Source organism: Rhizorhabdus sp. GW822-FHT03C02 (genome assembly GCF_058801765.1).
Map to the genome: position 1 here is coordinate 306988 of NZ_JBXANN010000002.1, position 23393 is coordinate 330380.

The window sequence follows — 23393 nt, forward strand, 5'->3', positions numbered from 1 at the left end:
AGGGACCATCCGATGACGATCGAAGGCGGCTGCCGCTGCGGCGAGGTGCGCTACAGCCTGGCGGTCGAGGCGATGCCGCCGGTCTATGCCTGCCATTGCCTCTATTGCCAGACGTGGAGCGGTAGCGCCTTCGCGCTCCATGCCTTCGTGCCCGAGGGCTTGTTCGCGGTCGATGGCGCGCTGTTCGCTTATGCGCATGAGGGCACGGGACGTCACCATGGCTGCGAGCGCTGCCACACGAGGCTGTTCAACTATAGCAAGGCGATCCCCGGCATGGTGGTGCTGCGCGTCGGCACGCTCGATGCCAGCGACCGGGTCGAGCCGATGGCGCATATCTGGACCCGGCGCAAACAGCCCTGGCTGACCCTGCCCGACGGCGTGGCGAATTGGCCCGAAAGTCCGACCCCCGAGCAGTTCGCCGCCGGGGTCGCCGGGCGTAGCTGAGCGCTTATCCTACCGGGTAGACCGTGACCGGCTTGTTCCGGAAATGCTGGGGAAAGGCGACCCGCAGCGCCTCGACCTTGGGCAGGTCGTTATAGACGATATAGGGATAATCGGGCTGCCGGGTCAGGAAGTCCTGATGATATTTCTCGGCCGGGAAGAAGCCCTTATACGCCTCGACCTTGGTTACGATCGGCGCCTTCCACAGCTTCGATGCCGACAGCTGGGCGATATAGGCCTGGGCGGTCTGCTTCTGCGCCGGGGTCGTCGGGAAGATCGCTGTGCGATATTGGGTGCCGCGATCGGGACCCTGGCGGTTGAGCGTCGTCGGGTCCGCGACCACCGCGAAGAAGATGCGCAGCAGCGTGCCATAGCTCACCACCCGCGGATCATAGGTGACCTTGACCGATTCGGCATGGCCGGTGGTGCCGCTGCCGACCGTCTCATATTCTGCGCTGCTCTGCGCACCGCCCGAATAGCCCGATACCGCTGCCGAGACGCCGTTCACATGCTGGAACACGCCTTGCACGCCCCAGAAGCATCCGCCGGCGAACACGGCGCTGGCCTTGGCGGCGGGATCGGCGGGATCGATCGTGGCGGCGGGAACCTTGACGATCGGGCCGGCATCGACGCGTGGGGCGGGAGCAATGGCAGGGCTGCGGGTGGCCATGGTGCCGGCGGCACCGAGCAGCAGCAGACCGGCGAGCAAACCGGCTGCGATCGGCCGGCGCGGAGCGTCCATCAAATGGGCATCCTTTTTTTCATCGTGTGACCAATCTGCCACAGTAAAATGCGTCATGTCGACGACTTATTGCGGTAGGATATGGGCCGCCTCCGCCGCAGCACAAGGCTGCAGCGGTAAAGCGCGATGATTTTCAGATGCTTAGCGGAGCGCCGCCGCCGCCGTCTGGATACGCTCGCAAGCTTTGGTGAGGATCTCTTCCGAGGTCGCATAGCTCACCCGGAACGCCGGCTCGAGCCCGAAGGCGCCGCCATGGACCGCCGCGACTCGGGCGTCGTCGAGGAAATAGTCGATCAGGTCGGCGTCGGTCTCGATCGTCTTGCCCGCCGGCGTCGCCTTGCCGATCAGCCCCGACACGTCGGGATAGACGTAGAAGGCACCCTCGGGCCGCGGGCAGTGGATGCCGTTGACCTGATTGAGCATCGACACGACCAGGTCGCGGCGCTTCTGGAAGGCGATGTTGCGGTCCTTGAGATGCTCCTGCGAACCGTTGAGCGCCGCCACCGCCGCCGCCTGCGCGATCGAGCAGGGATTCGAGGTCGACTGCGACTGGAGTTTGGCCATCGCCTTGATGATCGGGGTCGGGCCGCCAGCGAAGCCGATCCGCCAGCCGGTCATCGAATAGGCCTTCGAACAGCCGTTGATCGTCAGCGTGCGCTCGTAGAGGTCGGGGGCGACCTCGGCGATCGTCGCGAACTTGAATCCGTCATAGACGATATGCTCGTACATATCGTCGGCCATGATCCAGACATGCGGATGGCGGCGCAGCACCTCGGCGATCGCCTTCAGCTCGTCGGCCGAATAGGCCGCGCCCGACGGGTTCGACGGCGAGTTGAGCAGGATCCACTTGGTCTGCGGGGTGATCGCGGCTTCGACCTGCTCGGGGGTGATCTTGTAGAGCTGGTCGGCGCCCGCGCGGATGAACACCGGGGTGCCGCCGGCATATTGGACGATGTCGGGATAGCTCACCCAGTAAGGCGCCGGGATGATCACCTCGTCGCCGGCTTCGACCGTCGCGACCAGCGCGTTGAACAAGGTGTGCTTGCCGCCGACATTGACGCTGATCTGCGACGCTTCGTAGGTCAGGCCGTTGTCGCGCTTGAACTTGGCGGCGATCGCGGCCTTCAGCGCGGCGGTGCCGTCGACATTGGTATATTTGGTCTGGTTGGCGTTGATCGCGTCGATCGCCGCCTGCTTGACATGGTCGGGGGTCGGAAAGTCGGGCTCGCCGGCGGACAGCCCGATCACGTCGACGCCCTTTGCGGTCAGCTCGAGCACCCGGCTCGTCATGGCGAGCGTCGGCGACGGCGAGATGCGGTTGAGGGCCGAGGAGATGAGGCTCATTTTTGCGCTTTCGTGACCGGAGGGGCCCGACAGGACCGGGAGGAAACGCGCGCGCTATAAACGTCCGTCCGCCGATGCGGCAACCACAGCTTTGCTTTGTCGCGGGCTAAAATCGATATGGCGCGCGCTCAGGCGAGCCGCGCCGCCATTAGACCGCGTAGCGCATTGCCGACGAAGAAGCCGCCGCCCAGATCCTCGGGCCGCAGATCGCCCTCGATCGCCTTGCCTTCGTCGATCAGCCGGCTGCGCAGCACGCCCGGCATCAGGCAGCCGAGCAGCGGGGTGACCAGCCGTCCCTCCTTCTCGACGAAGACGTTGGTGAAGCTGCCCTCGGTGAGGAAGCCGTCATCGTCGACGAACGCGACCTCGAAGGTCCCGGCGGCGGCGCGGGCATCGTCGAGGAAGGCGCGGTCGCTGGTCTTGTGGCGCAGGCGGATATCGTCGCGCGGCACCGGCAGCGGCGCCAGCTTGACCGTCACCGGGCCCGCCTGTGGCTCGGGCAGCGGTCGGACCTCGATCGCCAGCGCGCCGCTGCGCGACAGCAGCAGCCGAATCCGCGCACTGTCGCGCAGGCGGAAGGTCGCCGCCTGCAGGTCGTTGCGGCAATCGTGCCGGTTGAAGGTGAAACCCAGTTCGAGCGCGCTTGCCTTCATTCGGGCAAGATGCCGGTCGAGGTCGATAAATCCCTCGTCGGCATCGAAGTGCATCGTCTCGATCAGGTCGAAGGGTCGCCCCGACATCGCTACAAACCCCCCCTTGGCGAGACATTCGCGCCACTCGTCGTCCCGAACCGAATCGGCAACTATTCCAGACCCTAGCCCAATCATGGCGGTTTTTTCACCCCTCGCGATCGCCAAGCTACGGATGGCGACGTTGAAAGTTGCATCCCCGTTACAATTTATCGCGCCGATCGATCCGGTATAGGCGGCACGCGGGCCGGCTTCGACCGCGTCGAGAATGCGGGTCGCCTGGATCTTGGGCGCGCCGGTGATCGATCCGCACGGGAACAGCGCCGCCAGCGCGTCGACCGCGTCGAGCCCGGGCCGCAGCCGCGCGGTCACCCCAGACGTCATCTGGTGGATTGTTGGGAAGCTCTCGATCGTGAACAGGTCGGGCACCTCGACGCTCCCGGCCGCGGCGACCCGCGCCAGATCGTTGCGCAGCAGGTCGACGATCATCAGATTCTCGGCGCGCTGCTTGGGATCGTGGCGCAGCCGTTCGATCGCCGCGGCATCGGTCGCGGGATCGGCATGGCGAATCGCGGTGCCCTTCATCGGGCGCGCCGCCAGCGCGCCGTCCTTCAGCGTGAAGAACAGCTCGGGCGACAGACTCAGCAGCCAGTCGTCGCCGTCGAAGACGATCCCGCCCCAGCCGGCGCGCGCGGTGGCGCGCAGCCGGGCGTAGAGCGCGAGCGGATGGCCGGCGAACGGCACCGATGCCGGGAAGGTCAGATTGGCCTGGTAGATGTCGCCGGCGGCGATCGCGGCCTGGACCCGCGCGAAGGCGGCGTCATAGCGCAGCCGGTCGATCCGCGGTTCGGGGGCCCCCGCCCAGGCCGCGGCCGGCGAAGGCAGCAGCGTCGGGACATCGGCAGCGGCGATCGTCTCGACGTCGGCGAACAGCCCGAACCACAGCAGCCGCTTCTGCGGGTGCGCGAGATCGGCGAGCGCCGGCTCGATCGCATGCCCGGCCTCGAACGCGATCAGCCCCGCGGCGTGCAGGCCGTCGCGGGTGGCCCGGCGGATCCGCTCGAATGCGACGGGGACATCGACGGGGTCGTCGACCCGGATCGTCTCGACCGGCCGCGCATAGAGCGTCGCGCCCCGCCCGCCGGGACGGGCATCGTCGAGCAGCACGAAGGGGGCCGATCCATCGATCATCGCCGCGCGATGCTACCCGCGTGCGCGATACTCAAGGCGAAAGCGTCATTCGCTTGAATGTCGGCGCGCTTTTGCTCATCTCCGGCGGATGACCGACGCCAAGCCCACCCCGCCGATGCAGGCGGTGATCGTCCCCGTGACCGCGCTCCAGCAGAATTGCACTCTGTTGTGGTGCACGAAGACGATGAAGGGCGCCTTCGTCGATGCCGGCGGCGAGCTCGACAAGTTGGTTGGCGTCGCCCGCCAGCATGGCGTGACGATCGAGAAGCTGCTCGTCACCCATGGCCATATCGACCATTGCGGCGCCGCGGGGATCCTCGCCGAACGGCTCGGTGTGCCGATCGAGGGGCCGCATCGCGACGATCTGTTCCTGATCGAACGGCTCGAAGAGGATGGCCGCGCCTATGGGATCGAGGGCCGGCCGTTCGAACCCGATCGCTGGCTCGAACAGGGCGACCGGGTGACCGTCGGCGAACTGGCGTTCGACGTCGTCCACTGCCCGGGGCACACTCCCGGCCATATCGTCTTCCACCAGCCCGAATCGCAGGTCGCGCTGGTCGGAGACGTCATCTTCCAGGGATCGATCGGCCGCACCGATTTCCCGCGCGGTAACCATCAGCAACTGATCGATTCGATCACCCTGCGTCTCTGGCCGCTCGGCAACCAGACCGCCTTCGTTCCCGGCCATGGCGCGATGTCGACCTTCGGCCGCGAGCGGCAGACCAACGGCTTCGTCGCCGACTCGGTGCTGAGCTGAACTCACCTATCCGATCCGTTCGTGTCGAGCGTAGTCGAGACACCCCGCGCTGGTGGAGCGTGTCTCGACTACGCTCGACACGAACGGAAAAGGGGTAAGCCCCTCCCGGAGCTTTTTTGCCTATCTCGCCGGCGCCGCCAGCGAGTCGCTCGTCACCGTGGTGATCGTGCCGTTCTTGGTCACATAGGGAATGCTCAGCGCATAGCCGGCGAGGCCGAGCAGGACGACGAAGGTCACCAGGATACCGGCGGCGCGCAGCGCATTGGCGTCGCCGCGCTCGAGCCCGAACGGATGGGCGATCCGGGCGAGGATATAGAGGATGCCCGCGCCCCACAGCCAGGTGCTGGTGCCCTGCGCCAGCTCGATCAGCGCGATCAGGATCAGCACGAACGGCGTATATTCGACGAAGTTTGCATGCGCGCGCATGCGCGCGAGCATCCGCGGATTGCCGCCGTCGCCGATCAGCACCTTGCCCTTGACCCGGAGCGCGGCCACCCGGGTCGCGAGCCAGAAATTGACGATGGCGGCGGCGCCGGCAATCGTGAGCGTCACAGGCAGGATCATCTCGTTCCCCGTTGGTTGCGGCGCGCCCTCCCGTCGGCGGGCGGCGGCGCGGCTTTTGGTCGTGGCGGCCAACCTACAGGCTGAGGCCATACTTGCAACGCGGAGCAAAATCGCTATAGGACGGCCCCGCTCGCGACGAGCCCCGGCCGCTATGGTCCGCGGCCAGATAGGCCGTCGGCACATGGTGACGGGGAACTCGTCGCTTTATTTATTGTACAGGAACAGGTGCCGACATGGCCGTCCCCAAAAGAAAAACCTCGCCCTCGAAGCGCAACATGCGCCGCAGCCACCATGCACTGGCGGTGGAATCGTTCCAGGAATGCCCGAATTGCGGCGAACTGAAGCGTCCGCACAATCTGTGCAACGCCTGTGGCCATTATAACGGCCGCGAGATCGTCTCCGTCGAGGCCTGATCGGGCCTGAAGACATGATGACGGGGCAGGGGCCGCGAATCGCCATTGATGCGATGGGCGGTGACATAGGGCCGGCGACGATGGTTGCGGGCGCGGCGATAGCGCGTGGTCGCGACCCGTCGATTTCGTTCATCTTCTTCGGTGACGAGGGCCAGGTGCGCGCCGAGGCGGCGAAGCATCCGGCGCTCGCCGATTGCCCGATCGTCCATTGCGACGAGGTGGTGACCGGCGACGACAAGCCCAGCCAGGCGATTCGCCGCACCAAGACCACGTCGATGGGGCGTGCGATCCTGGCCGTGAAAGACGGCGAGGCGCAGGCGACGCTGTCGGCGGGCAACACCGGCGCGCTGATGGCGATGGCCAAGCTGACGCTGCGGACGATGCACGGCATCGATCGCCCGGCGCTGGCCGCCTTGTTGCCGACGCTCGGCGACAATGACGTGGTGATGCTCGATCTCGGCGCCAACACCGACTGCGACTCGCGCAACCTCGTCGAGTTCGCGGTGATGGGCGCTGCCTATTCGCGGCTCGCGGTCGGCGTCGCCTGCCCGCGGGTTCGGCTGCTCAACATCGGCACCGAGGAACTCAAGGGCACCGGCGAGCTCAAGGAAGCCGCGGCGATGCTGCGCGCCCAGACCAGCGGCCAGTGGAAGTTCGAAGGATTCGTCGAGGCCGACCGGCTCGGCCGCGGCGAGGTCGACGTGGTCGTCTCCGACGGTTTCTCGGGCAACATCGCCCTGAAATCGATCGAGGGCACCGCGCGCTTCATCACCGACCTGCTCAAGCGTGCCTTTTCGAGTTCGCTGCGGTCGAAAGCGGGTTTCCTGCTGTCGCGCCCGGCTTTCACCCTGCTCGGCGGCCATCTCGATCCGAACAACCATAATGGCGCGGTATTCCTCGGGCTCAACGGCCTCGTCGTGAAGAGCCATGGAAGCGCCGATCCGCGCGGCACCGCCAACGCCATCGACGTCGCGGTCAAGATCGCGCGCGACGACATCACCCGCCGCATCACCGAAGATCTCGAAAGCTTCCGCAGTCGCACCGACCTGCCCGAAGAAGCAGCGTGATCGCCGCGGACGCGACAAAAAAATATCTGGGAGAGAAGATGCGAAGCGCCGTCATTGCCGGGACCGGATCCGCTCTTCCCCGCACCCGTGTCTCCAACGGCGAGCTTGCGGCGCGTTTCGGCATCGAGACCTCGGACGAATGGATCGTCGAGCGCACCGGCATCAAGGCGCGCCACATCGCCGATCCCGACGAGACCACCGGGTCGCTGGCGATCGACGCGTCGCGCCGGGCGCTCGAGGCTGCCGGCATCGACGCTTCCGAGGTCGGTCTGATCGTGCTCGGCACCGCCACCCCCGACCAGACCTTTCCGTCGACCGCGACCAAGGTCCAGGCGGCGCTCGGCATCGACGACTGCGTCGCCTTCGACGTCCAGGCGGTCTGCTCGGGCTTTCTCTACGCGCTGTCGGTTGCCGAAAGCATGATCCGCGCCGGCACCGCCGACACCGCGCTGGTGATCGGTTCGGAAACCTTCAGCCGGATCATGGACTGGGAAGACCGCACCACCTGCGTGCTGTTCGGCGACGGCGCCGGCGCCGTCGTGCTGCGCGCCGAGGACGGCGATCGCGGCGTGCTCGCGACCAAGCTCCATGCCGATGGCCGCCACAACCAACTCCTCTATGTCGATGGCGGTCCCTCGACCACCGGCACCGTCGGCAAGCTTCGGATGAAGGGGCAGGAGGTGTTCCGCCATGCGGTGGTCAACCTCGCCAATGTCGTCACCGAAGTGGCTGCGCTCGGTGGCTTCGATGCCGCCGACATCGACTGGGTGATCCCGCACCAGGCCAATCGCCGCATTCTCGACGCGACCGCGCGCAAGCTCGGCCTCAGCCCCGACAAGGTGGTGGTGACGGTCGACCAGCACGCCAATACGTCGGCGGCGTCGGTGCCGCTGGCGCTCGACGTCGCGGTCAGGGACGGCCGAATCAAGCGCGGCGACCTGCTCGTGCTCGAGGCGATGGGCGGTGGCTTCACCTGGGGCGCGGCGGCGATCCGTTACTGAGCCCCGGCCGGTTCGGCCGATGGAGTTGCGCGGCGCTTTCGCCCGCTCGCGGCGACATTGTAAACTTTGCCCCGCGATGTTTCCCGCCGATGTCTAAAGCCCTCAAACCCTTGTAAATCGGTCTTTGCCTTATCCTGCGAGATCGATAAGGTAACGAGTGCTCATTTGCATGTCGGGGGAGTGGGGATGGCGGTGGACAGCGGTACGTTAACGCGGGCGGATCTGTCGGAGCAGGTGCATCAGCAGATCGGACTGTCCAGGGCCGAATCGGCCTCCATCGTCGAGCAGGTGCTCGAACATATCTGCAAGGCGCTGTCCGAGGGCGAGAACGTCAAGATTTCGGGCTTCGGCAGCTTCGTCCTGCGCGAAAAGGGCGAACGGATTGGGCGAAATCCGAAGACGGGCGTTGAGGTGCCGATCGCACCGCGTCGCGTGCTTACCTTCCGGGCAAGCCAGATGCTGCGCGATCGGATCGTGACCGGCGGTTAAGGCGCAGATATTTCGATGGCGATGGGTGGTGACAAGGCGGAAGACGCATTCCGCACGATCGGCGAGCTTTCGGACGAGCTTGGCATCCCCCAGCATATATTGCGCTATTGGGAGACGCGCTTTCCGCAGCTGCGGCCGCTCCAGCGCGCCGGCAATCGCCGCTATTACCGCCCGGCCGATGCCGCTTTGGTGCGCCGCATCCACAGTCTGCTCAACGAACAGGGCTATACGATCAAGGGCGTGCAGAAGCTGCTGACCCAGAAGGCGCCGGCGCCCGATCCCGATCCGGTCGTGGAACCGGCGCCCGCGCGCCAGCCGATCGCACCCCAGCCGGTGCTGGTGGTCAGCAACCCCGCGCTGCCCGCTTCGCTCCGCCACGAACTGATCGCGATCCGCGAATCGCTGGTCGATGCGCTCGCCGCGGACATGGATTGAAGGCGCGGTCCGGCCCGAACTGCTTCACACCGGCCAGCGAAACCGCAGCACCGTCTCGCCTGCCATCTGCGCCTCGGCATCATAACGCCGCTCGATGAAGACGCCTTCGCCCGCGCGGTCGATCGCGACCACCGAACTGCAGCGCGTGCCGTAGACCGAATCGCGGATGAAGATCGCCGAATCGCGCGGTTCCTGCGGCACGTCCGACGCGACCGCCGGCCCCAGACCGATGTCGGGCACGACCTCTTCGCGCAACCCCGCCAGCAGCGCCTCGGGCTGTGTCGCGTCACCCATCATCCAGCCGAGCAGGATCGATTTGAGCCGCATCGTCTTGGGCCAGGGTTCGTCGAGCCGCCCGTTCGACAGGCCATAGAGGCCGGGGGCGAGCGCGGTGCGAACCGCTTGCGGCCGGTTCGACAGGAACAGCGCCCGGGCGCGATCGATGAGGATCAGGTTGACCGGATTGAACGCCGCGACGTCGATCCTGTCGGGATCGCCATGGTCGCCCGACGCGGTCAGCAGGTCGGTGACCAGCGCGCCGCGCGACGGGCGATCGGGCGCGGGATCGCCATGGCCGCGCAAATTGGTGACGACGGTGAAGCGGCCCTCGTCGGACACCCCCAGCCAGGTCCCGCCCGAACGCAGGTCGCGCCCGGCGAGCAGATGGTCATGATCGTCCCAGCGCGCGAGCGGGGCGGCGGGGCGTTCATGATATTCGTCGCGATTGCCGGCGACGATCAGCTGCCAGCGCGGATGCGCCTGCCAGGCCAGCGCAAGGACGCACATCGCGGTCGGCTTTCCTCAGCCCCGGTCGGGACCGAGCGTCGGATCGAGGTCGCGCGGGCGGATGAACTGCGCGAGCGCGCCCTTGTTGGGGGCGACATCCTCCCAGCGATCGACCTCGAACCGGATCAGCGCCAGGCTCGCGGTCGGAAATTTCTCCTCGATCTCGTCGCGCACCAGATCGTCGGGATCGTCGGGGACCAGCATCAGCACCAGCTCCTCGAGCCCCGGATTATGCCCGGCGATCATCAGATGGTCATAGCCGTCATTGCTCTCCTGGATCAGGTCGAGCAGCGACGGCGCCGAGGCGAGATAGACCCGCTTGTCCCATTGCGGCGCGATCGTCTCGCCCAGCCCCTCGGCGATCTGCTCGAGCGTCTCGACGACGCGGGCGGCGGGGGAGGCGACGATATGGTCGAATTCGAGATGCTGGGCGCGCAGATATTCGCCGATCCTGAACGCCGCGCGCTTGCCCTTGGCGTTGAGCGGCCGATCGAAGTCGCGCGCGACCGGATCGTCCCAGCCCGATTTGGCGTGGCGCAGCAATGTAACCGTCTTCATTGCCAGGCAATCCTCCACCCCGTCGCTCAGGTGATGCCCGAAAGCTGCGACGGAGAAAAGTCACTCGGCGCGGAAATTCGGCCCGCGGCGATCCGCGCGACCGCTTCGTCGAGGGTGACGCGGTGGACGCCGACCCCGCCCGGGAAGGCGTCGAGCAGCCGCGACGGGGTCGCCGCGCCCAGAAGCACGAACTGGCCGCGGTCGCCGACGCCGCGGATCAGCCGGCCGAACGCCTGGCGCAATCGCGCGCGGACGATGCGGTCGTCATAGGCGCTGCCGCCATTGGCCGCCCGCCGCGCGCCGTGCAGTACCGTCGGCCGCGGCCAGGGAATCCCCTCCATCACCACCAGCCGCAGCGAATCGCCGGGCACGTCGACCCCGTCGCGCAGCGCGTCGGTGCCGAGCAGCGAGGCGTGCGGGTCGTCGCGGAAGATGTCGACCAGCGTGCCGGTGTCGATCGGGTCGACATGCTGGGCGTAGAGCGGCAGCCCGTCGCGCGCTAGCCGGTCGGCGATCCGGGCATGGACCGCGCGCAGCCGCGAGATCGCGGTGAACAGCCCCAGCGTCCCGCCCTGCGCCGCGGCGATCAGCCGGGCATAGGCCTGGCCCAGCTGGGCGACGTCGCCACGCTTGAGGTCGGTGACGATCAGCACCTCGGCATGGTTGGGATAGTCGAACGGGCTGGGCACCGCGATATGGTGGAGCCGCCCGTCGATATGGCTGGCGCCGCTCTGCGAATCGGCCAGCGTCCAGTCCTCGCCGTCGCGCAAGGTCGCCGAGGTCACCAGCACCCCCTGCGCGGGCTTGAGCACGGTGTCGGCGAGCGGGCGCGCGGGGTCGAGCCAATGGCGATGCAGGCCGATATCATATTCGCGCCCCTCGACCCGGTCGACCGCCAGCCAGTCGACGAAATCGGGATCGACCGGCCCGCCCAGCCGCGCGAGCATCGCCACCCAGGCGGCGATCAGCTGGCCGCGCTGCATCAGCCCGGCGACCGCGCCCTCGATCCGCGCGAGCGCCTGGCCGTCGAGCCAGTCGGGGCCTTCCTCGATCACCGCGGTCAGCCGCTGGCGCAGCCGGGCGAGCGGCCGGCGCAGCTCCTCGAGCGCCTCGATCGCGCTTTGCGCGCTTTCGATCAGCCGCGGGTCGGGCTCGCCGACGTCGGTCTCCAGCCCATAGCCGGCGTCCTGCGCGCTCGCCCGGGCATGCGCCGCCGCGCGAACCGCCGCCAGCAGCCCCTCGATCGGGCCGCTCGGCGCATCCTCGCCCAGCCGGCCGAGCCATCCGTCCGACGGCAGCTTGGCGGCCGCCGCCGACGCCGCCTCGACCGCGAGCGCACCCTGCTCGTCATAGCTCGCGACGTCGGACAGCCGCGCCGAAAGCCCGCGCCGGCGTCCGCGCGCCTTCGATTCGGGGCCGATGATCCAGCGGCGCAGCTCGATCGCCTCCTGGCCGGTCAGCGCCGCCGCGAAGGTCGAATCGGCGGCATCGAACAGATGATGGCCCTCGTCGAAGATGATCCGGCCCAGCGGATGGCCCTCGCCGGCGCGGCGCTGCGCCAGGATCATCACCAGCGCATGGTTGGCGATGACGATGTCGGCCTGTTCGGAGGCGCGCGCGGCGCGTTCGATGAAGCATTTGCGGTAATGCGGGCAGCCGGCATAGACGCACTCGCCGCGCCGGTCGGTCAGCGCGGTCGATCCCGCCCGGCGGAACAGGGTCGGCAGCCAGCCCGGCATGTCGCCGCCGACCATGTCGCCGTCGCGGCTGTACATCGCCCAGCGCGCGACCAGTTGCGCCAGGATCGCGGCGCGATTCTGGAATCCGCCCTGGATCGCATCCTCGAGGTTCAGCAGGCACAGATAATTTTCGCGGCCCTTGCGCACCACCACCCGCGCCCGCCGCTCGACCGGATCGGGGAACACCCGCGCGGTCTCCTTGTCGAGCTGGCGCTGGAGCGCCTTGGTATAGGTCGATATCCACACCGTTCCGGCCGCGCGCTCGGCCCACAGCGAGGCGGGGGCGAGATAGCCGAGCGTCTTGCCGATCCCGGTCCCGGCCTCGGCGAGCACCATGTTCGGCCGGTCCTCGGCGATCCGCGGATCGAACGCGCGCGCACCGGTGGTCGCATAAAGCCGCTGCCCCTCGCGGCTGTCGCCGCGCTCGCCGAGCAGCGCCGCCAGCCGTTCGATCGTATCGGCATCGTCGAGCACGATGTTGCGCGGCGGCGGGCGCCCGGCGCCCTCGTCCCATTCGGGCAGCCGCGCGAACAGCCCGCGTTCGTTGCGTTCGGGCCGCGCCAGCACCGCGTCGACCGCCTTGTACCAGGGCCAGCGCAACCGGCCGAGCGACTGGGCGACGTCATAGGCACCGCTGCGTTCGGCCCAGCCGTCGGGCCTTTCCATCCGCGCCAGCAGCGCCTGGGTCGCCTCGATCAGGAAGATCGCCGCGCGCGCCTCGTCCCTCGGCGGTTCGATGCCCAGCGCGCGGGCGAGCCCGGCCGGGGTCGGCACCACGAACTGCGCCGGATAGACGAAGGCATAGAGTTCGAGCAGGTCGAGCCCCGCCAGTTCGGCGACCCCCAGCCGGGTCGCGGTCACCGCGGCGTTGAGCATGATCATCGGCGTCTCGGCGGCGCGCGCCGCGGCCTCGCCGCGACCCAGGCCACGCACCTCGCCTTGCCCGTCGACCTGCCGCGCGATCCAGATGCCGCCATGGGTCGCGTAGAGCGCGTGATAGGGCAGGTCGATCGCCATATCCGTCCCATTTAGGCGAGGTGGAACGATAGGGGAACGGTCGCCATGCGCCGCGTCGCACAATTTTCGGTGACGCCGCCGGTACGATCGGTTAAAATCGGGTGAAACCGGCCATTTTTGTCCGGCGGCTTTCGGGGGAAAGCATGATGAAACTGGGGCTTTTCCATATCCTGTTCGCCGCGCTCGGGCTGGCGGCATCGCTGCCGGTCGCGGCCCCCGCCTCGGCGGCGGCGATCGTCGACGCCGGCGTCTGCGACACCGGCTGCGTCGCGGTGCCGCTCAACACGACGATCTTCGGCCACACGATCAACGCCGCCGGCATCAAGTTCACGACGACCGAGATCTTCAACCTCACCGCGATCGCCGGCACCTTTTCGGGATCGGGCAGCGGTACCTTCTCGATCTATTCGTTGACCAGCGGCGGGCTGCCCGACCAGGAAATCTTCAGCACGCCGGTCACGATACCCTCGGGCAGCAGCGGATTCGGCAGCTATTCGGTGTCGATCAGCGCGGTGCTCCAACCGGGCAGCTGGGCACTGGTCGCGACGCCCGGGCCTGGGGTCGCGACGCTGATGACCCAGGCCGGGGCGGCGAGCCCGGGCTTCACCACCTATCCCTCCTTCGCCAAGGTCGACGGCGTGTGGCAGGGCCTGCCGATGAGCTATATGGGCCGCAGCGTCTCGTTCGCGCTCTATGGCGACGCGGTCCCCGAACCCGCGACCTGGGCGATGATGATCCTCGGGCTGGGCCTGGTCGGCGCCGCGCTGCGCACGAATGGACGTAAGGTCGCGGCGCAGACGGTGCGAGTCTGATCGCTGACCGGTAATGGCGCCAAGCGCTCTTTAATTCGGTGACAGTGCACTTTTAGCGGCAGCCTTTGCTAAAAGTGCACTGTCACCGAATTGTGCGAAAGCCCTTTAAAAACGGGTCGGCTTGCCGCTACAGGGGCGGCATCATGGACGCACCGATCACCCCCGCCGCCCTGCGCGAAGCCGCGCTCGTCTCCAAGGCCTGGCCCTATGAGGAGGCGCGCAAGCTGCTCAAGCGCTATGAGAAAGCGCCGCCGGCCAAGGGCCATGTCCTGTTCGAGACCGGTTACGGCCCGTCGGGCCTGCCGCATATCGGCACCTTCAACGAAGTGCTGCGCACGACGATGGTTCGCCGCGCGTTCGAGGAGATGTCCGACATCCCGACCCGGCTGGTCGCGTTCAGCGACGATATGGACGGGCTGCGCAAGGTCCCCGACAATGTCCCCGAGCGCGAGATGCTCGCCAACTATCTCGGCATGCCGCTGACCAAGGTCCCCGATCCATTCGGCACCGATATCAGCTTCGCGCACCACAACAATGCGACGCTGCGCCGCTTCCTCGACCAGGCCGGCTTCGATTACGAGTTCGTCAGCTCGACCGACTATTACAGGTCGGGCCGCTTCGACGACGCGCTGCGCGGCGTGCTGCGCAACTATCAGGCGATCATGGACATCATGCTGCCGACCCTGCGCGCCGAGCGCCGCGCGACCTATTCGCCGGTGCTGCCGATCTCGCCGAAGAGCGGGATCGTGCTGCAGGTGCCGGTCGAGGTCATCGACGCCGAGGCCGGGCTCGTCCGCTTCGTCGACGAGGGCGAGACGATCGAGCAGTCGATCCTCGGCGGCGGCGCCAAGCTGCAATGGAAGGTCGACTGGGCGATGCGCTGGGTCGCGCTCGACGTCGATTATGAAATGGCCGGCAAGGACCTGATCGATTCGGTGATCCAGTCGGGCAAGATCGCCCGCGTGCTCGGCGGCCGCCCGCCCGAGGGCTTCAACTACGAGATGTTCCTCGACGAAAAGGGCGAGAAGATCTCCAAGTCGAAGGGCAATGGCCTGTCGTTCGAGCAATGGCTGACCTATGGCCCGATCGAGAGCCTCGGCTTCTACATCTACCGCGAGCCGCGCAAGGCGAAGTCGCTCCACCTCGGGCTGATCCCGCGCGCGGTCGACGATTATTGGCAGTTCCGCGCCAATTATCCCAGCCAGCCGGTCGAACAGCGGCTCGGCAATCCGGTCCACCATGTCCATGAGGGCAAGCTGCCCGAGGGAACGATGCCGGTGACCTTCGGGCTGCTGCTCAACCTTGTCGGGGTGATGGGCGACGCCTCGCGCGAGCAGGTCTGGGGCTATCTGAGCAACTATGTGCCCGAGGCCTCGGCCGAGAAATATCCCGAGCTCGACCGGCTGATCGACTATGCGCTCGCCTTCCACCGCGATTTCGTCGCGCCGACGCTCAAGCGCCGCCGCCCCGAACCGAACGAGGCCGCCGCGCTAGCCGCGCTCGATGCGAAGCTGGCGGCGATGCCCGCCGATGCCTCGGCCGAGGATATCCAGAACGAGGTCTATGCGATCGGCAAGGACGAGGCCTATGGCTTCGCCTCGCTGCGCGACTGGTTCAAGGCGCTCTACGAAACCCTGCTCGGCGCCGAACAGGGGCCGCGCATGGGCAGCTTCATCGCGCTCTACGGAATCGCCAACAGCCGCCGGCTGATCGCCGAGGCGCTGGGCTGAAGGCCTTTCCCGTATCAAAATCTCGTCATTCCGGCGAAAGCCGGAATCTCGTGAGAATCGGGAGCGCCCTTGCCTCCTGAGATCCCGGCCTCCGCCGGGATGACGATGAAGGATCGCGGAGGAGGGAGCCCCACCAGCTCCTTCCGGCCGCTTTTTCGCGATTCCCAGATTCTTTTCGCAGCTGCGGAAACAAATCGGCACGGCGGCGTTACGGGCTTTGGTCCATCCCCTTTCGGACTGGCATGCGTCCGCGCATGCCGGCCGCGCCGTCCAGCATAGCGGCGCGGCCAGCCGGGAGGCAGGCCGCGTCGTTGCGTCGAGAAGAGGATGAATGGGAGCGCGCGCTGCCGGCGCGCGCTCCACGCCTTTCGGCCTATTTTCCCTTTTGGGCCTCGATCCACCCGTCGAGCTTGGCCTCGAGCACCGTCATCGGCAGCGCGCCGGTGTCGAGGATCTGCGCATGGAACGCGCGCGGATCGAACCTGGCGCCGAGTATCTTCTGCGCCTTGGCTTTTTCCTTGAGGATGGTGAGCGCGCCGATCTTGTAGGCGAGCGCCTGGCCGGGGATGGCGATATAGCGTTCGACCTCCGCGGTGGCATCGGTCTTGCCGATGTTCGAATGGCTCAGCATATAATCGATCGCCTGGTCGCGGCTCCAACCCTTGGCGTGAATGCCGGTGTCGACCACCAGCCGCATCGCCCGCAGCATCTCGTCGCTCAGGCCGCCGAACCGCTGATAGGGATCGGTCTCCATGCCCAGATCCTTCCACAGCGTCTCGGCATAGAGCGCCCAGCCCTCGACGAAGGCGGTGTTGCCGCCGAACCGCATGAACGCCGGCAGCGCCGTGTTTTCCTGCGCCAGGCTGATCTGGAAATGATGCCCGGGCACCGCCTCGTGCAGATAGAGCGTCTCCATGCCCGGGGTGGTGCGCGACGGCAGGTCGTAGCTGTTATAATAGAAGGTGCCCGGCCGCGATCCGTCGGGGGTTCCCTGCTGATAGCTGCCGCCGGCGTCGGTCTTCTCGCGGTAAGGTTCGACCGCCTTGATCTCGAGCGGGCTCTTGGGGATCAGCGCGAACTGTTCGGGGATGCGCTGGTCGACCTTCTTGCCGATCGCAAAATAGGTGTCGCGAAGCCATTCCTTGCTCGGCGGCTGGAATTTGGGATCGGTGCGCAGATAGACGAAGAAGTCGGCGAGCGAGCCCTTGTAGCCGACCTGGGTCTTGATCGTCTCCATTTCCTTGGTGATCCGCGCGACCTCGCTCAGGCCGAGCTGGTGCACCTCCTCGGCCTTGAGCGGCAGGGTCGTGTTCGATTCGATCATATAGGCGTAGAGCTTGTCGCCGCCCTTCATCCCCGACAGGCCGACACTGTCGCGCGCGACCGGCAGATAGTCGGTCTTCAGGAAATCGCGCAGCCGCGTATAGGCCGGGATGATCCCGTCCCTGATGATCGCCGCATAGTCGGCCTTGAGCCGCGCCTGGTCGGCGGCGGAAATGCCCTCGGGGAAGCTCTTGACCGGCCCGTAGAAGGTCGATCCCTCGACCCCCTGGCCGATCTGCAGGTTCATCTGGTCGATGACGTTGTTGACGACCAGCTTGGGCTGGACGACCCCGGTCTTCATGCCCTCGCGGAAGCGGACGATCCAGGCGTCGATCATCGCGATATATTCGCGGTGGCGCTGGAGGTTGTTCTCATAGTCGGCGACCGTCTTGAACGGGGCCGCGCCCTCGCCCGAGGCGAAGCCCGGATAGAAGGTGTGGAAGCCGTAGAAATGGTCGACCGGGCGGACCGCGGTCAGCGCCAGCATATCGGGCTGCAGCCCGCGCAGGCCGAGCTCGGTCTGCCATTGGAACACGTCATAGGCGATCTGGTCGGTGGCGTTGAGCTTGGCGCGGTCGATCGTCTTCAGCGCCGCCAGGTCGGCCTCGCCGGCCGCGCGTTCGCCGGCATAATAGGCATCGGAGACATAATCGCCGAGATGCGCGGCATAGCGCATGTCGCCGCGGAACATGCCGCTGATCGGGTTGCGCTTGAGCGACGCCTCGTCGCTGTCGGTGAAGATCTGAAGCAATTTCTTGTCCTCGGCACTCTGGGTTTCGACGGTCGCGGCGGCCGGGGTGGCTGCGGAAGCGAGTGTCGGCGCCAGGGCGAGGGCAGCTGTCGCCAGCAAGGCGGTGCGCAGGGTCATGGGAAGGTCATCCTCGAACGAAGTGATGCCTCCTGACCTATTGTTCTAACACACCATGTGCAAGCGGCCCCGGCATCCGCCTGGACGCCGGGGCCACCGATCGTGCGTTACCAGAAGAAGCCGTTATAGACCTGCTGGACGCGGCCGGTGCGGATGTTCACCAGCACCACGTCGTTGCCGTAACGGACCCAGCGATTATAGCCGGCCGGGCGAGCCAGGCGGTAGCGCCACGGATCGGCAATCACATATTGCGAGCCGTAATAATGCGGCTGGAAGCGATAGCCGACATTGACCGGCCGATAGGCATAGCCGCGCGGGCCGACATAGGCCGGGCGGCGATAGACGTCGCGGTGCGCCTGGCGATAGTCGCGCCAATCCTCGCGACGCTCCTGGCGGGCGTTGCGCAGGTCATTGCGGGCATCGCGCACGTCGCGATGATCGCCATAAGCCTGGGCGCGCGCGAGGTCGCGTTGGGCGTCGCGGACCTCGCGATTGTCGTGGCGGACCTCGGCGGCCGACTGGGCCTGCGCCATTGCCGGCATCGCCGCTGCGGCGATCAGTGCCATGATCAGAGTCTTACGCATCGAACTACTCCTCGATTCTCGTTTCGTTGCCGGCGCATAATGTCCGGGCGCGCCAACGGTTCCTGATTCGCACAGCCCGCCTGAATTCGTCCGGAATGGCGCGGTCAGCGAAATGAAAGCTTTGGAACCGAAAAAGGCCCGGCGACCGCTTGGGTCACCGGGCCTTTCTTCAAGTCCCTGATTTCAGGTGCTATTATCGCCAGAAGAAGTCATAGATGATGTCGACGACCTGGCCGGTGCGCAGATCGACCAGCAGCACGTCGTCATAATAGCGCACCCAGCGATAATCGCCCCAGACCGGCGGCAGGCGGTAGAAACCCGGATCGCTGATCCAGTAGCTCTGGCTGTAGAACCAGGGATCGATCCGGTAGCCCGGCGACCAGCGGCGATAGCTGTAGCCATAGCCGCGCGGACTCACATAACGCGGCACCCGGAAGATGTTGCGGTTCTGATTGCGGTAATCCTGCCAGCCATAGCGGCGGTCGTTGCGCCAGTCGCGATTCCAGTCGCGCCGGTCGTCGCGACGGTCGCCATTCTGCCAGTTGCCGCGCCCGTCGTCGCGGCGGCCGTCCTGGGCATTGCCGCGTCCGTTCTGCCAATCGCGCCTGTCGTCGCGCCGATTATCATCGCGCCTGTCGTCACGGCGGTCGTTCTGGTTGCGGTCGTCACCGCGGCGATCGTCCTGCCCGTTGCGGCCCTGCCAGTTCTGATTCTGGCCACCCTGATTCGGGGCGTCCGCCCCATTGCGGCGATCGCCGCCGCGATCCTGGAAACCGGCCCGGTTCTGGGGCGGGACCCGGCGATAGGTGGGTTCGGCGGCCGGTGCCGGGGTGGCCGCGGGTTGTGGGACCGCCTGCTCGCGCTGGCGGTCTCCGCCGAAGCCGCGCTGGTCGCGATCGGCGCGATTATATTGTGACGGCGGGGCGGCCTGCGGCGGCGCGGCCTGGGGCGCCTGGGCCGCGGGCTGACGCTGCGCTTCGCCGCCATTCTGCCGGCCCTGATTACCCTGGTCGCCGCGCCGCTCGCCGCGGTCGCCGCCATATTGGCGGCGTTGTCCGGCATCCTGCGCCTCGGCCACAACCGGCGTCAGCGCGGTGGCTGCGACCAGCAGACCGATCATCGATTTCGACAGGCTACGCATTTCAAACTCTCCGCTCCAAGGCCGGCCTCTTGCCAGCCTCATCGCTCGAATCGCACGACTCGGCTGATGAAATGCTGAACCGGCCAGTCAGCAACCAGAAAGCTTTTAACCCTTCGGTACCGTCAACGCCGGAATCGCGGTGGCGGCGTCGGCCGGATCGATCCCCGGTGGCGGGGCGGCGGCGATCTTCTCGGTGCCGGCCATCACCCGCGCGGCGCGGCGAACTGCGGCGCGGATTCGCGGATAGGTGCCGCAACGGCAGATATTGGTCATCGCCGCGTCGATGTCGGCATCGGTCGGCGCGCGATTCTTCTCGATCAGCGCGGCGGCGGCCATGATCATCCCCGACTGGCAATAGCCGCACTGGGGCAGATTCTCGGCGACCCAGGCCTGCTGGACCGGATGACTGCGATCGCGCGACAAGGCTTCGATCGTGGTGACGAAACTGCCCTCGATGCTGCCGATCGGCACCTGGCAGGATCGCATCGGCTGGCCGTCGACATGGACGGTGCAGGCGCCGCAAAGTCCCTGTCCGCAGCCATATTTGGTGCCGGTCAGGTTCGACGCGTCGCGCAACGCCCAGAGCAGCGGGGTGGCGGCGTCCATCTTGTAATGCACGGGCTGGCCGTTGACGGTGAACCGGGTCATGCGCCTTCATAACGCCATGTCGGCGAGGGCACACGCTTTTGTTCCTCGGCGTCGGCTTTGAGGCTATGGTGGCGGTCCATGGTCGCTCCGCCCCAAAAAGCGCGCGATGGGGTTGAAGAATCAACCTTGTCTTGATAGGGGCGCTGCTTCCCGACGCGGAGGTTTTCCGCGGCGACATGCTTTTATTGCGCGGGAGCAGGAAGACGCTCGTCGGATCGGCGGCGCGGACGGCTCGCTCTCGGGTGATGTTTGGAGACCATTTTTTTTATGCAGATCATCGTTCGCGACAATAATGTCGATCAGGCCCTCCGCGCGCTCAAGAAGAAGCTGCAGCGCGAAGGCGTCTATCGCGAGATGAAGCTGCGCCGTCATTACGAGAAGCCGTCCGAGAAGCGCGCGCGCGAGCGCGCCGCTGCCATCCGCCGCGCCCGCAAGCTGGAGCGCAAGCGGATGGAGCGCGACGGCGTTCGGTAAGACTGCGCTACCCCGCCGCCCGATCGGGCGGCGGATTTGAATTGCCTTCACCTCACAATAGCGAGCCCGCCCATGTCGGAAGTGACCGCCGTACCCCTCCGCCCGATCGCGAAGGGGTCGCTTGTCAAGCTGTGGGCGGGTGTCGCCCTTGTTCTGGCAGCGGGCATCGGCGTCGCTTATTATGGCACCCAGAAGCAGGTGCTGATGGCGCAGACGCCCGAGGAATTCCTTGCCGCGAACGGCAAGCATAGCGGCGTGATCACCACCGCCTCGGGGCTTCAATATGAAGTGCTCGAGCAGGGCAGCGGCCCCAAGCCTGGCCCCAGCGACGTCGTCCTGGTCGAATATGAGGGCAAGCTGGTCAGCGGCGAGACCTTCGACGCCAGCGCCCGTTCGGGCGGCCCGGCGGCGCTTCCGGTCGGTGGCGGCATCATCCCCGGCTGGACCGAGGGGCTGCAGCTGATGAATCAGGGCGCCAAATACCGCTTCTGGATCCCGCCCCAGCTCGCTTATGGCGAACGCGGCGCCGGCAACGGCAAGATCCCGCCCAACGCGATCACCATCTTCGACGTCAAGCTGGTGGCGATCGCCCCGCCGCAGGCGATGGGCGGCATGGGCATGGGGGCCGGCCACGGCGGCATGTGACGCCGGACGTCAGCTTTGTGAGACACAGGGGGCCGCAGCGATGCGGCCCCCTTTTCGTTGTGGGATGGACGCGCGATCGTCGGTTGAGGCGGGGAGGGCGCAGTCCGATGCGGTCGCCCCGGCGGAGACCGGACCGCGCACGTCTCTTTCGCGACCGTCGAAGCGATTGCCGCAGCCATGCTTGCCTTGCCGGGGAGAATCCCAACCCGTTCGTGTCGAGCGTAGTCGAGACACCGCGCGGTGGCGGAATGTGTCTCGCCCTAGGCGTGTCCCGAGTGTCTGCCTGGCAGGCAGTCGAAGGGAATGGGGAAGGGGCCGTCAACTATCTCGCCGGTGGGGCCTTGGCCGGTCGCTCCCGGCTTGGGCGGCCCCGGCCTCCGCCGGGGCGACGGAGCCGACGCGTGACAGCCGGACAATGTAAAAGCAGACGGGGGAAGCGCCCGCTTCCCCCTCGAACCTCAGCCCTTGGTGCGCTCGGGATGCAGGCTCGTGCCCGCCCGGCCGGTGCGCAGCGCGGTGAACCAGCTGATCGGGTTCCAGATCTTCGAAGTGCCGTCGAGCGAGAAGGTGATGAACTCGGCGCGGCCGCCGATATTCTCGAACGGCACCGGGCCGTCGAGGCCGTTGCGCCATGCCGGCACGCGGCTGTCGGCCGACTGGTCGCGATTGTCGCCCATCACGAAGATATGGTCGGGCGGGATCGTGATCGCCGGGAAATCGTCGACTTCCGAGAAATAGCCGAGATCGATCGTGTCGTAGCTGCGGCCGTTGGGCAGAGTCTCGCGGAAGCGCGGCAGCGCGCAATAGAGCACGCCGTCGGGGCCGGTGACCTTGAACGGCGCGACCTGTTCCTGGTCGCACGGGACATTGGTGTCGACCGGGATCATCGCCGGGCTCTCGGCGACGCGCTTCACCGGCACGCCATTGAGCACCACCGTCCCGCCGCGCACCTCGAGCCGGTCGCCGGGCAGGCCGATCACCCGCTTGATGAAATCGGTGTCGGCCTGGGGCGGCTTGAGGATGACGATGTCGCCACGCTCGGGCAGGCGCCCGAACAGCCGGCCGCGGATGAACGGCAGCACGTGGAAGCTCGGCGAGACATAGGACCAGCCATAGGGATATTTGGTCACCACCAGCCGGTCGCCGGTGATCAGGGTCGGCATCATCGATTCCGACGGGATGTAGAAGGGCTTGGCGATGAAGCTGTGGAAACCGAGCACCGCCAGCACCAGCCACACTATCCCACGGATCTCGGCGAACCAGTCGGTCTTCGCCTTGGCGGGCTGGGCAGGGGGCGTCGCGCTCTCGTCGGTCTCGGCGGCGGTCACGGCGGGGGAAACGGTCTCGGCAGGCTGATCGCTCACAGCGATCCTCTCCTCAAATGGGGCGCGCATACAGGATGACGAACGCCTGCGCCCAGGGATGATCGTCGGTCATCGTCAAATGTACGTCCACCGCGTGGCCCCGCGGCGTGATCGCGTCAAGTCTGGCTTTTGCCCCACCCGTCAAAACCAGCATCGGCCGGCCCGCTTCATCATTCTCGACCCCGACGTCCCGCCACGACACCCCGCCGGCCAGCCCGGTGCCCACCGCCTTGGCGAACGCCTCCTTGGCGGCGAAGCGCTTGGCATAGACCCCGGCCCGCGTCGCCTGGCGCCCGTCCGCCCGCGCGCGCTCGACATCGGTGAAGATCCGCCGGACGAAACGGTCGCCGAACCGGTCGAGCGAATTCTGGATCCGCTCGATATTGCAGAGGTCGGAACCGATGCCGAGAATCAAAACACCCCTCTCCCTGCAGGGGAGAGGGAGGGGCCCGCCGCGCAGCGGTGGGAGGGGCGCAGTGCGTCGCCATGCCGGGGGCATGGCAAGAGCGCGGAGCCGGCTGCGAAGCAGCCGCGGCTGGGCACGCGTGTGGCACTAGCCGGACCGGCGCGA

The 23393-nt window shown here is 67.0% G+C and carries 24 protein-coding genes; 11 read left to right on the forward strand and 13 right to left on the reverse strand.

Annotated features, from left to right (window positions below; genetic code table 11):
- Positions 1 to 12: 12 nt before the first annotated feature.
- Complete coding sequence (locus tag AC1RM6_RS08545) at positions 13 to 444, forward strand: GFA family protein (RefSeq protein WP_493100097.1); 432 nt, start codon at positions 13 to 15, stop codon at positions 442 to 444.
- A gap of 4 nt (positions 445 to 448) precedes the next feature.
- On the opposite strand, the gene msrA is transcribed toward AC1RM6_RS08545, so the two are convergent.
- The 3 genes from msrA to pabB all read right to left on the reverse strand — a co-directional run bounded on the left by msrA (position 449) and on the right by pabB (position 4407).
- Positions 449 to 1183: a peptide-methionine (S)-S-oxide reductase MsrA gene (gene msrA / locus AC1RM6_RS08550; RefSeq protein ID WP_493100099.1), complete on the reverse strand. Its 735-nt coding sequence runs from the start codon at positions 1181 to 1183 to the stop codon at positions 449 to 451.
- Between the two features lie 141 nt (positions 1184 to 1324).
- A complete protein-coding gene (locus AC1RM6_RS08555) occupies positions 1325 to 2527 on the reverse strand; it encodes a pyridoxal phosphate-dependent aminotransferase (protein WP_493100101.1) in 1203 nt (400 codons plus the stop codon).
- Between the two features lie 128 nt (positions 2528 to 2655).
- Positions 2656 to 4407 carry an aminodeoxychorismate synthase component I gene (pabB, locus tag AC1RM6_RS08560; RefSeq protein ID WP_493100103.1) on the reverse strand — a complete coding sequence of 584 codons (1752 nt, stop codon included), beginning with the start codon at positions 4405 to 4407 and terminating at the stop codon, positions 2656 to 2658.
- A gap of 88 nt (positions 4408 to 4495) precedes the next feature.
- Here pabB and AC1RM6_RS08565 point away from each other — a divergent pair, with 88 nt between their 5' ends.
- Entirely contained in the window at positions 4496 to 5164 is a 669-nt protein-coding gene (locus tag AC1RM6_RS08565) for an MBL fold metallo-hydrolase (RefSeq protein ID WP_493100105.1), read from the forward strand.
- 120 nt (positions 5165 to 5284) lie between these two features.
- Here AC1RM6_RS08565 and AC1RM6_RS08570 read toward each other — a convergent pair whose 3' ends face one another.
- The gene (locus tag AC1RM6_RS08570; protein ID WP_493100107.1) at positions 5285 to 5728 is read right to left on the reverse strand and encodes an MAPEG family protein; all 444 of its coding nucleotides are present in this window, start codon (positions 5726 to 5728) and stop codon (positions 5285 to 5287) included.
- A 233-nt stretch (positions 5729 to 5961) separates the two neighbouring features.
- On the opposite strand from AC1RM6_RS08570, the gene rpmF reads away from it, so the two are divergent.
- From rpmF to AC1RM6_RS08595, 5 genes are all read left to right on the forward strand, one after another.
- Complete coding sequence (rpmF, locus tag AC1RM6_RS08575) at positions 5962 to 6141, forward strand: 50S ribosomal protein L32 (RefSeq protein ID WP_493100109.1); 180 nt, start codon at positions 5962 to 5964, stop codon at positions 6139 to 6141.
- Positions 6142 to 6158: 17 nt separating this feature from the next.
- Positions 6159 to 7208: a phosphate acyltransferase PlsX gene (gene plsX / locus AC1RM6_RS08580; RefSeq protein ID WP_493100111.1), complete on the forward strand. Its 1050-nt coding sequence runs from the start codon at positions 6159 to 6161 to the stop codon at positions 7206 to 7208.
- 38 nt (positions 7209 to 7246) lie between these two features.
- Positions 7247 to 8209, forward strand: a complete 963-nt coding sequence (locus AC1RM6_RS08585; protein ID WP_493100113.1) for a beta-ketoacyl-ACP synthase III — start codon at positions 7247 to 7249, stop codon at positions 8207 to 8209.
- A gap of 186 nt (positions 8210 to 8395) precedes the next feature.
- Entirely contained in the window at positions 8396 to 8698 is a 303-nt protein-coding gene (locus AC1RM6_RS08590; protein WP_493100115.1) for an integration host factor subunit alpha, read from the forward strand.
- Between the two features lie 15 nt (positions 8699 to 8713).
- Positions 8714 to 9133, forward strand: a complete 420-nt coding sequence (locus tag AC1RM6_RS08595) for a MerR family transcriptional regulator (RefSeq protein WP_493100117.1) — start codon at positions 8714 to 8716, stop codon at positions 9131 to 9133.
- Between the two features lie 24 nt (positions 9134 to 9157).
- Here AC1RM6_RS08595 and AC1RM6_RS08600 read toward each other — a convergent pair whose 3' ends face one another.
- The 3 genes from AC1RM6_RS08600 to AC1RM6_RS08610 are packed head-to-tail and all read right to left on the reverse strand — an operon-like array spanning position 9158 to position 13233.
- Positions 9158 to 9919, reverse strand: a complete 762-nt coding sequence (locus AC1RM6_RS08600; RefSeq protein ID WP_493100119.1) for an NRDE family protein — start codon at positions 9917 to 9919, stop codon at positions 9158 to 9160.
- Between the two features lie 15 nt (positions 9920 to 9934).
- Positions 9935 to 10477, reverse strand: coding sequence for a SixA phosphatase family protein (locus tag AC1RM6_RS08605; protein WP_493100121.1), 543 nt, complete (start codon positions 10475 to 10477; stop codon positions 9935 to 9937).
- A gap of 26 nt (positions 10478 to 10503) precedes the next feature.
- Entirely contained in the window at positions 10504 to 13233 is a 2730-nt protein-coding gene (locus AC1RM6_RS08610) for an ATP-dependent DNA helicase (protein WP_493100122.1), read from the reverse strand.
- A 146-nt stretch (positions 13234 to 13379) separates the two neighbouring features.
- On the opposite strand from AC1RM6_RS08610, the gene AC1RM6_RS08615 reads away from it, so the two are divergent.
- Together AC1RM6_RS08615 and AC1RM6_RS08620 are read left to right on the forward strand one after the other, a co-directional pair.
- The gene (locus tag AC1RM6_RS08615; protein WP_493100124.1) at positions 13380 to 14045 is read left to right on the forward strand and encodes a PEPxxWA-CTERM sorting domain-containing protein; all 666 of its coding nucleotides are present in this window, start codon (positions 13380 to 13382) and stop codon (positions 14043 to 14045) included.
- A 143-nt stretch (positions 14046 to 14188) separates the two neighbouring features.
- A complete protein-coding gene (locus AC1RM6_RS08620) occupies positions 14189 to 15775 on the forward strand; it encodes a lysine--tRNA ligase (RefSeq protein WP_493100126.1) in 1587 nt (528 codons plus the stop codon).
- A 373-nt stretch (positions 15776 to 16148) separates the two neighbouring features.
- On the opposite strand, the gene AC1RM6_RS08625 is transcribed toward AC1RM6_RS08620, so the two are convergent.
- From AC1RM6_RS08625 to AC1RM6_RS08640, 4 genes are all read right to left on the reverse strand, one after another.
- Complete coding sequence (locus AC1RM6_RS08625; protein ID WP_493100128.1) at positions 16149 to 17966, reverse strand: DUF885 domain-containing protein; 1818 nt, start codon at positions 17964 to 17966, stop codon at positions 16149 to 16151.
- A gap of 107 nt (positions 17967 to 18073) precedes the next feature.
- Entirely contained in the window at positions 18074 to 18550 is a 477-nt protein-coding gene (locus tag AC1RM6_RS08630; protein ID WP_493100130.1) for an RcnB family protein, read from the reverse strand.
- A 193-nt stretch (positions 18551 to 18743) separates the two neighbouring features.
- Positions 18744 to 19691: an RcnB family protein gene (locus AC1RM6_RS08635; RefSeq protein ID WP_493100132.1), complete on the reverse strand. Its 948-nt coding sequence runs from the start codon at positions 19689 to 19691 to the stop codon at positions 18744 to 18746.
- A gap of 105 nt (positions 19692 to 19796) precedes the next feature.
- Complete coding sequence (locus AC1RM6_RS08640; RefSeq protein WP_493100134.1) at positions 19797 to 20339, reverse strand: (2Fe-2S)-binding protein; 543 nt, start codon at positions 20337 to 20339, stop codon at positions 19797 to 19799.
- Positions 20340 to 20606: 267 nt separating this feature from the next.
- Between AC1RM6_RS08640 and rpsU the strand changes: the two genes are divergently transcribed.
- Positions 20607 to 20813, forward strand: a complete 207-nt coding sequence (gene rpsU / locus AC1RM6_RS08645) for a 30S ribosomal protein S21 (RefSeq protein ID WP_029548939.1) — start codon at positions 20607 to 20609, stop codon at positions 20811 to 20813.
- Between the two features lie 72 nt (positions 20814 to 20885).
- The gene (locus AC1RM6_RS08650; protein ID WP_493100136.1) at positions 20886 to 21458 is read left to right on the forward strand and encodes an FKBP-type peptidyl-prolyl cis-trans isomerase; all 573 of its coding nucleotides are present in this window, start codon (positions 20886 to 20888) and stop codon (positions 21456 to 21458) included.
- 458 nt (positions 21459 to 21916) lie between these two features.
- Here the strand turns inward: AC1RM6_RS08650 and lepB are convergent, their stop codons facing one another.
- Entirely contained in the window at positions 21917 to 22852 is a 936-nt protein-coding gene (gene lepB, locus AC1RM6_RS08655) for a signal peptidase I (RefSeq protein WP_493100138.1), read from the reverse strand.
- A complete protein-coding gene (gene acpS / locus AC1RM6_RS08660) occupies positions 22836 to 23237 on the reverse strand; it encodes a holo-ACP synthase (RefSeq protein WP_493100140.1) in 402 nt (133 codons plus the stop codon). Before acpS ends, lepB begins: the two co-directional genes overlap by 17 nt.
- Positions 23238 to 23393: the final 156 nt, after the last annotated feature.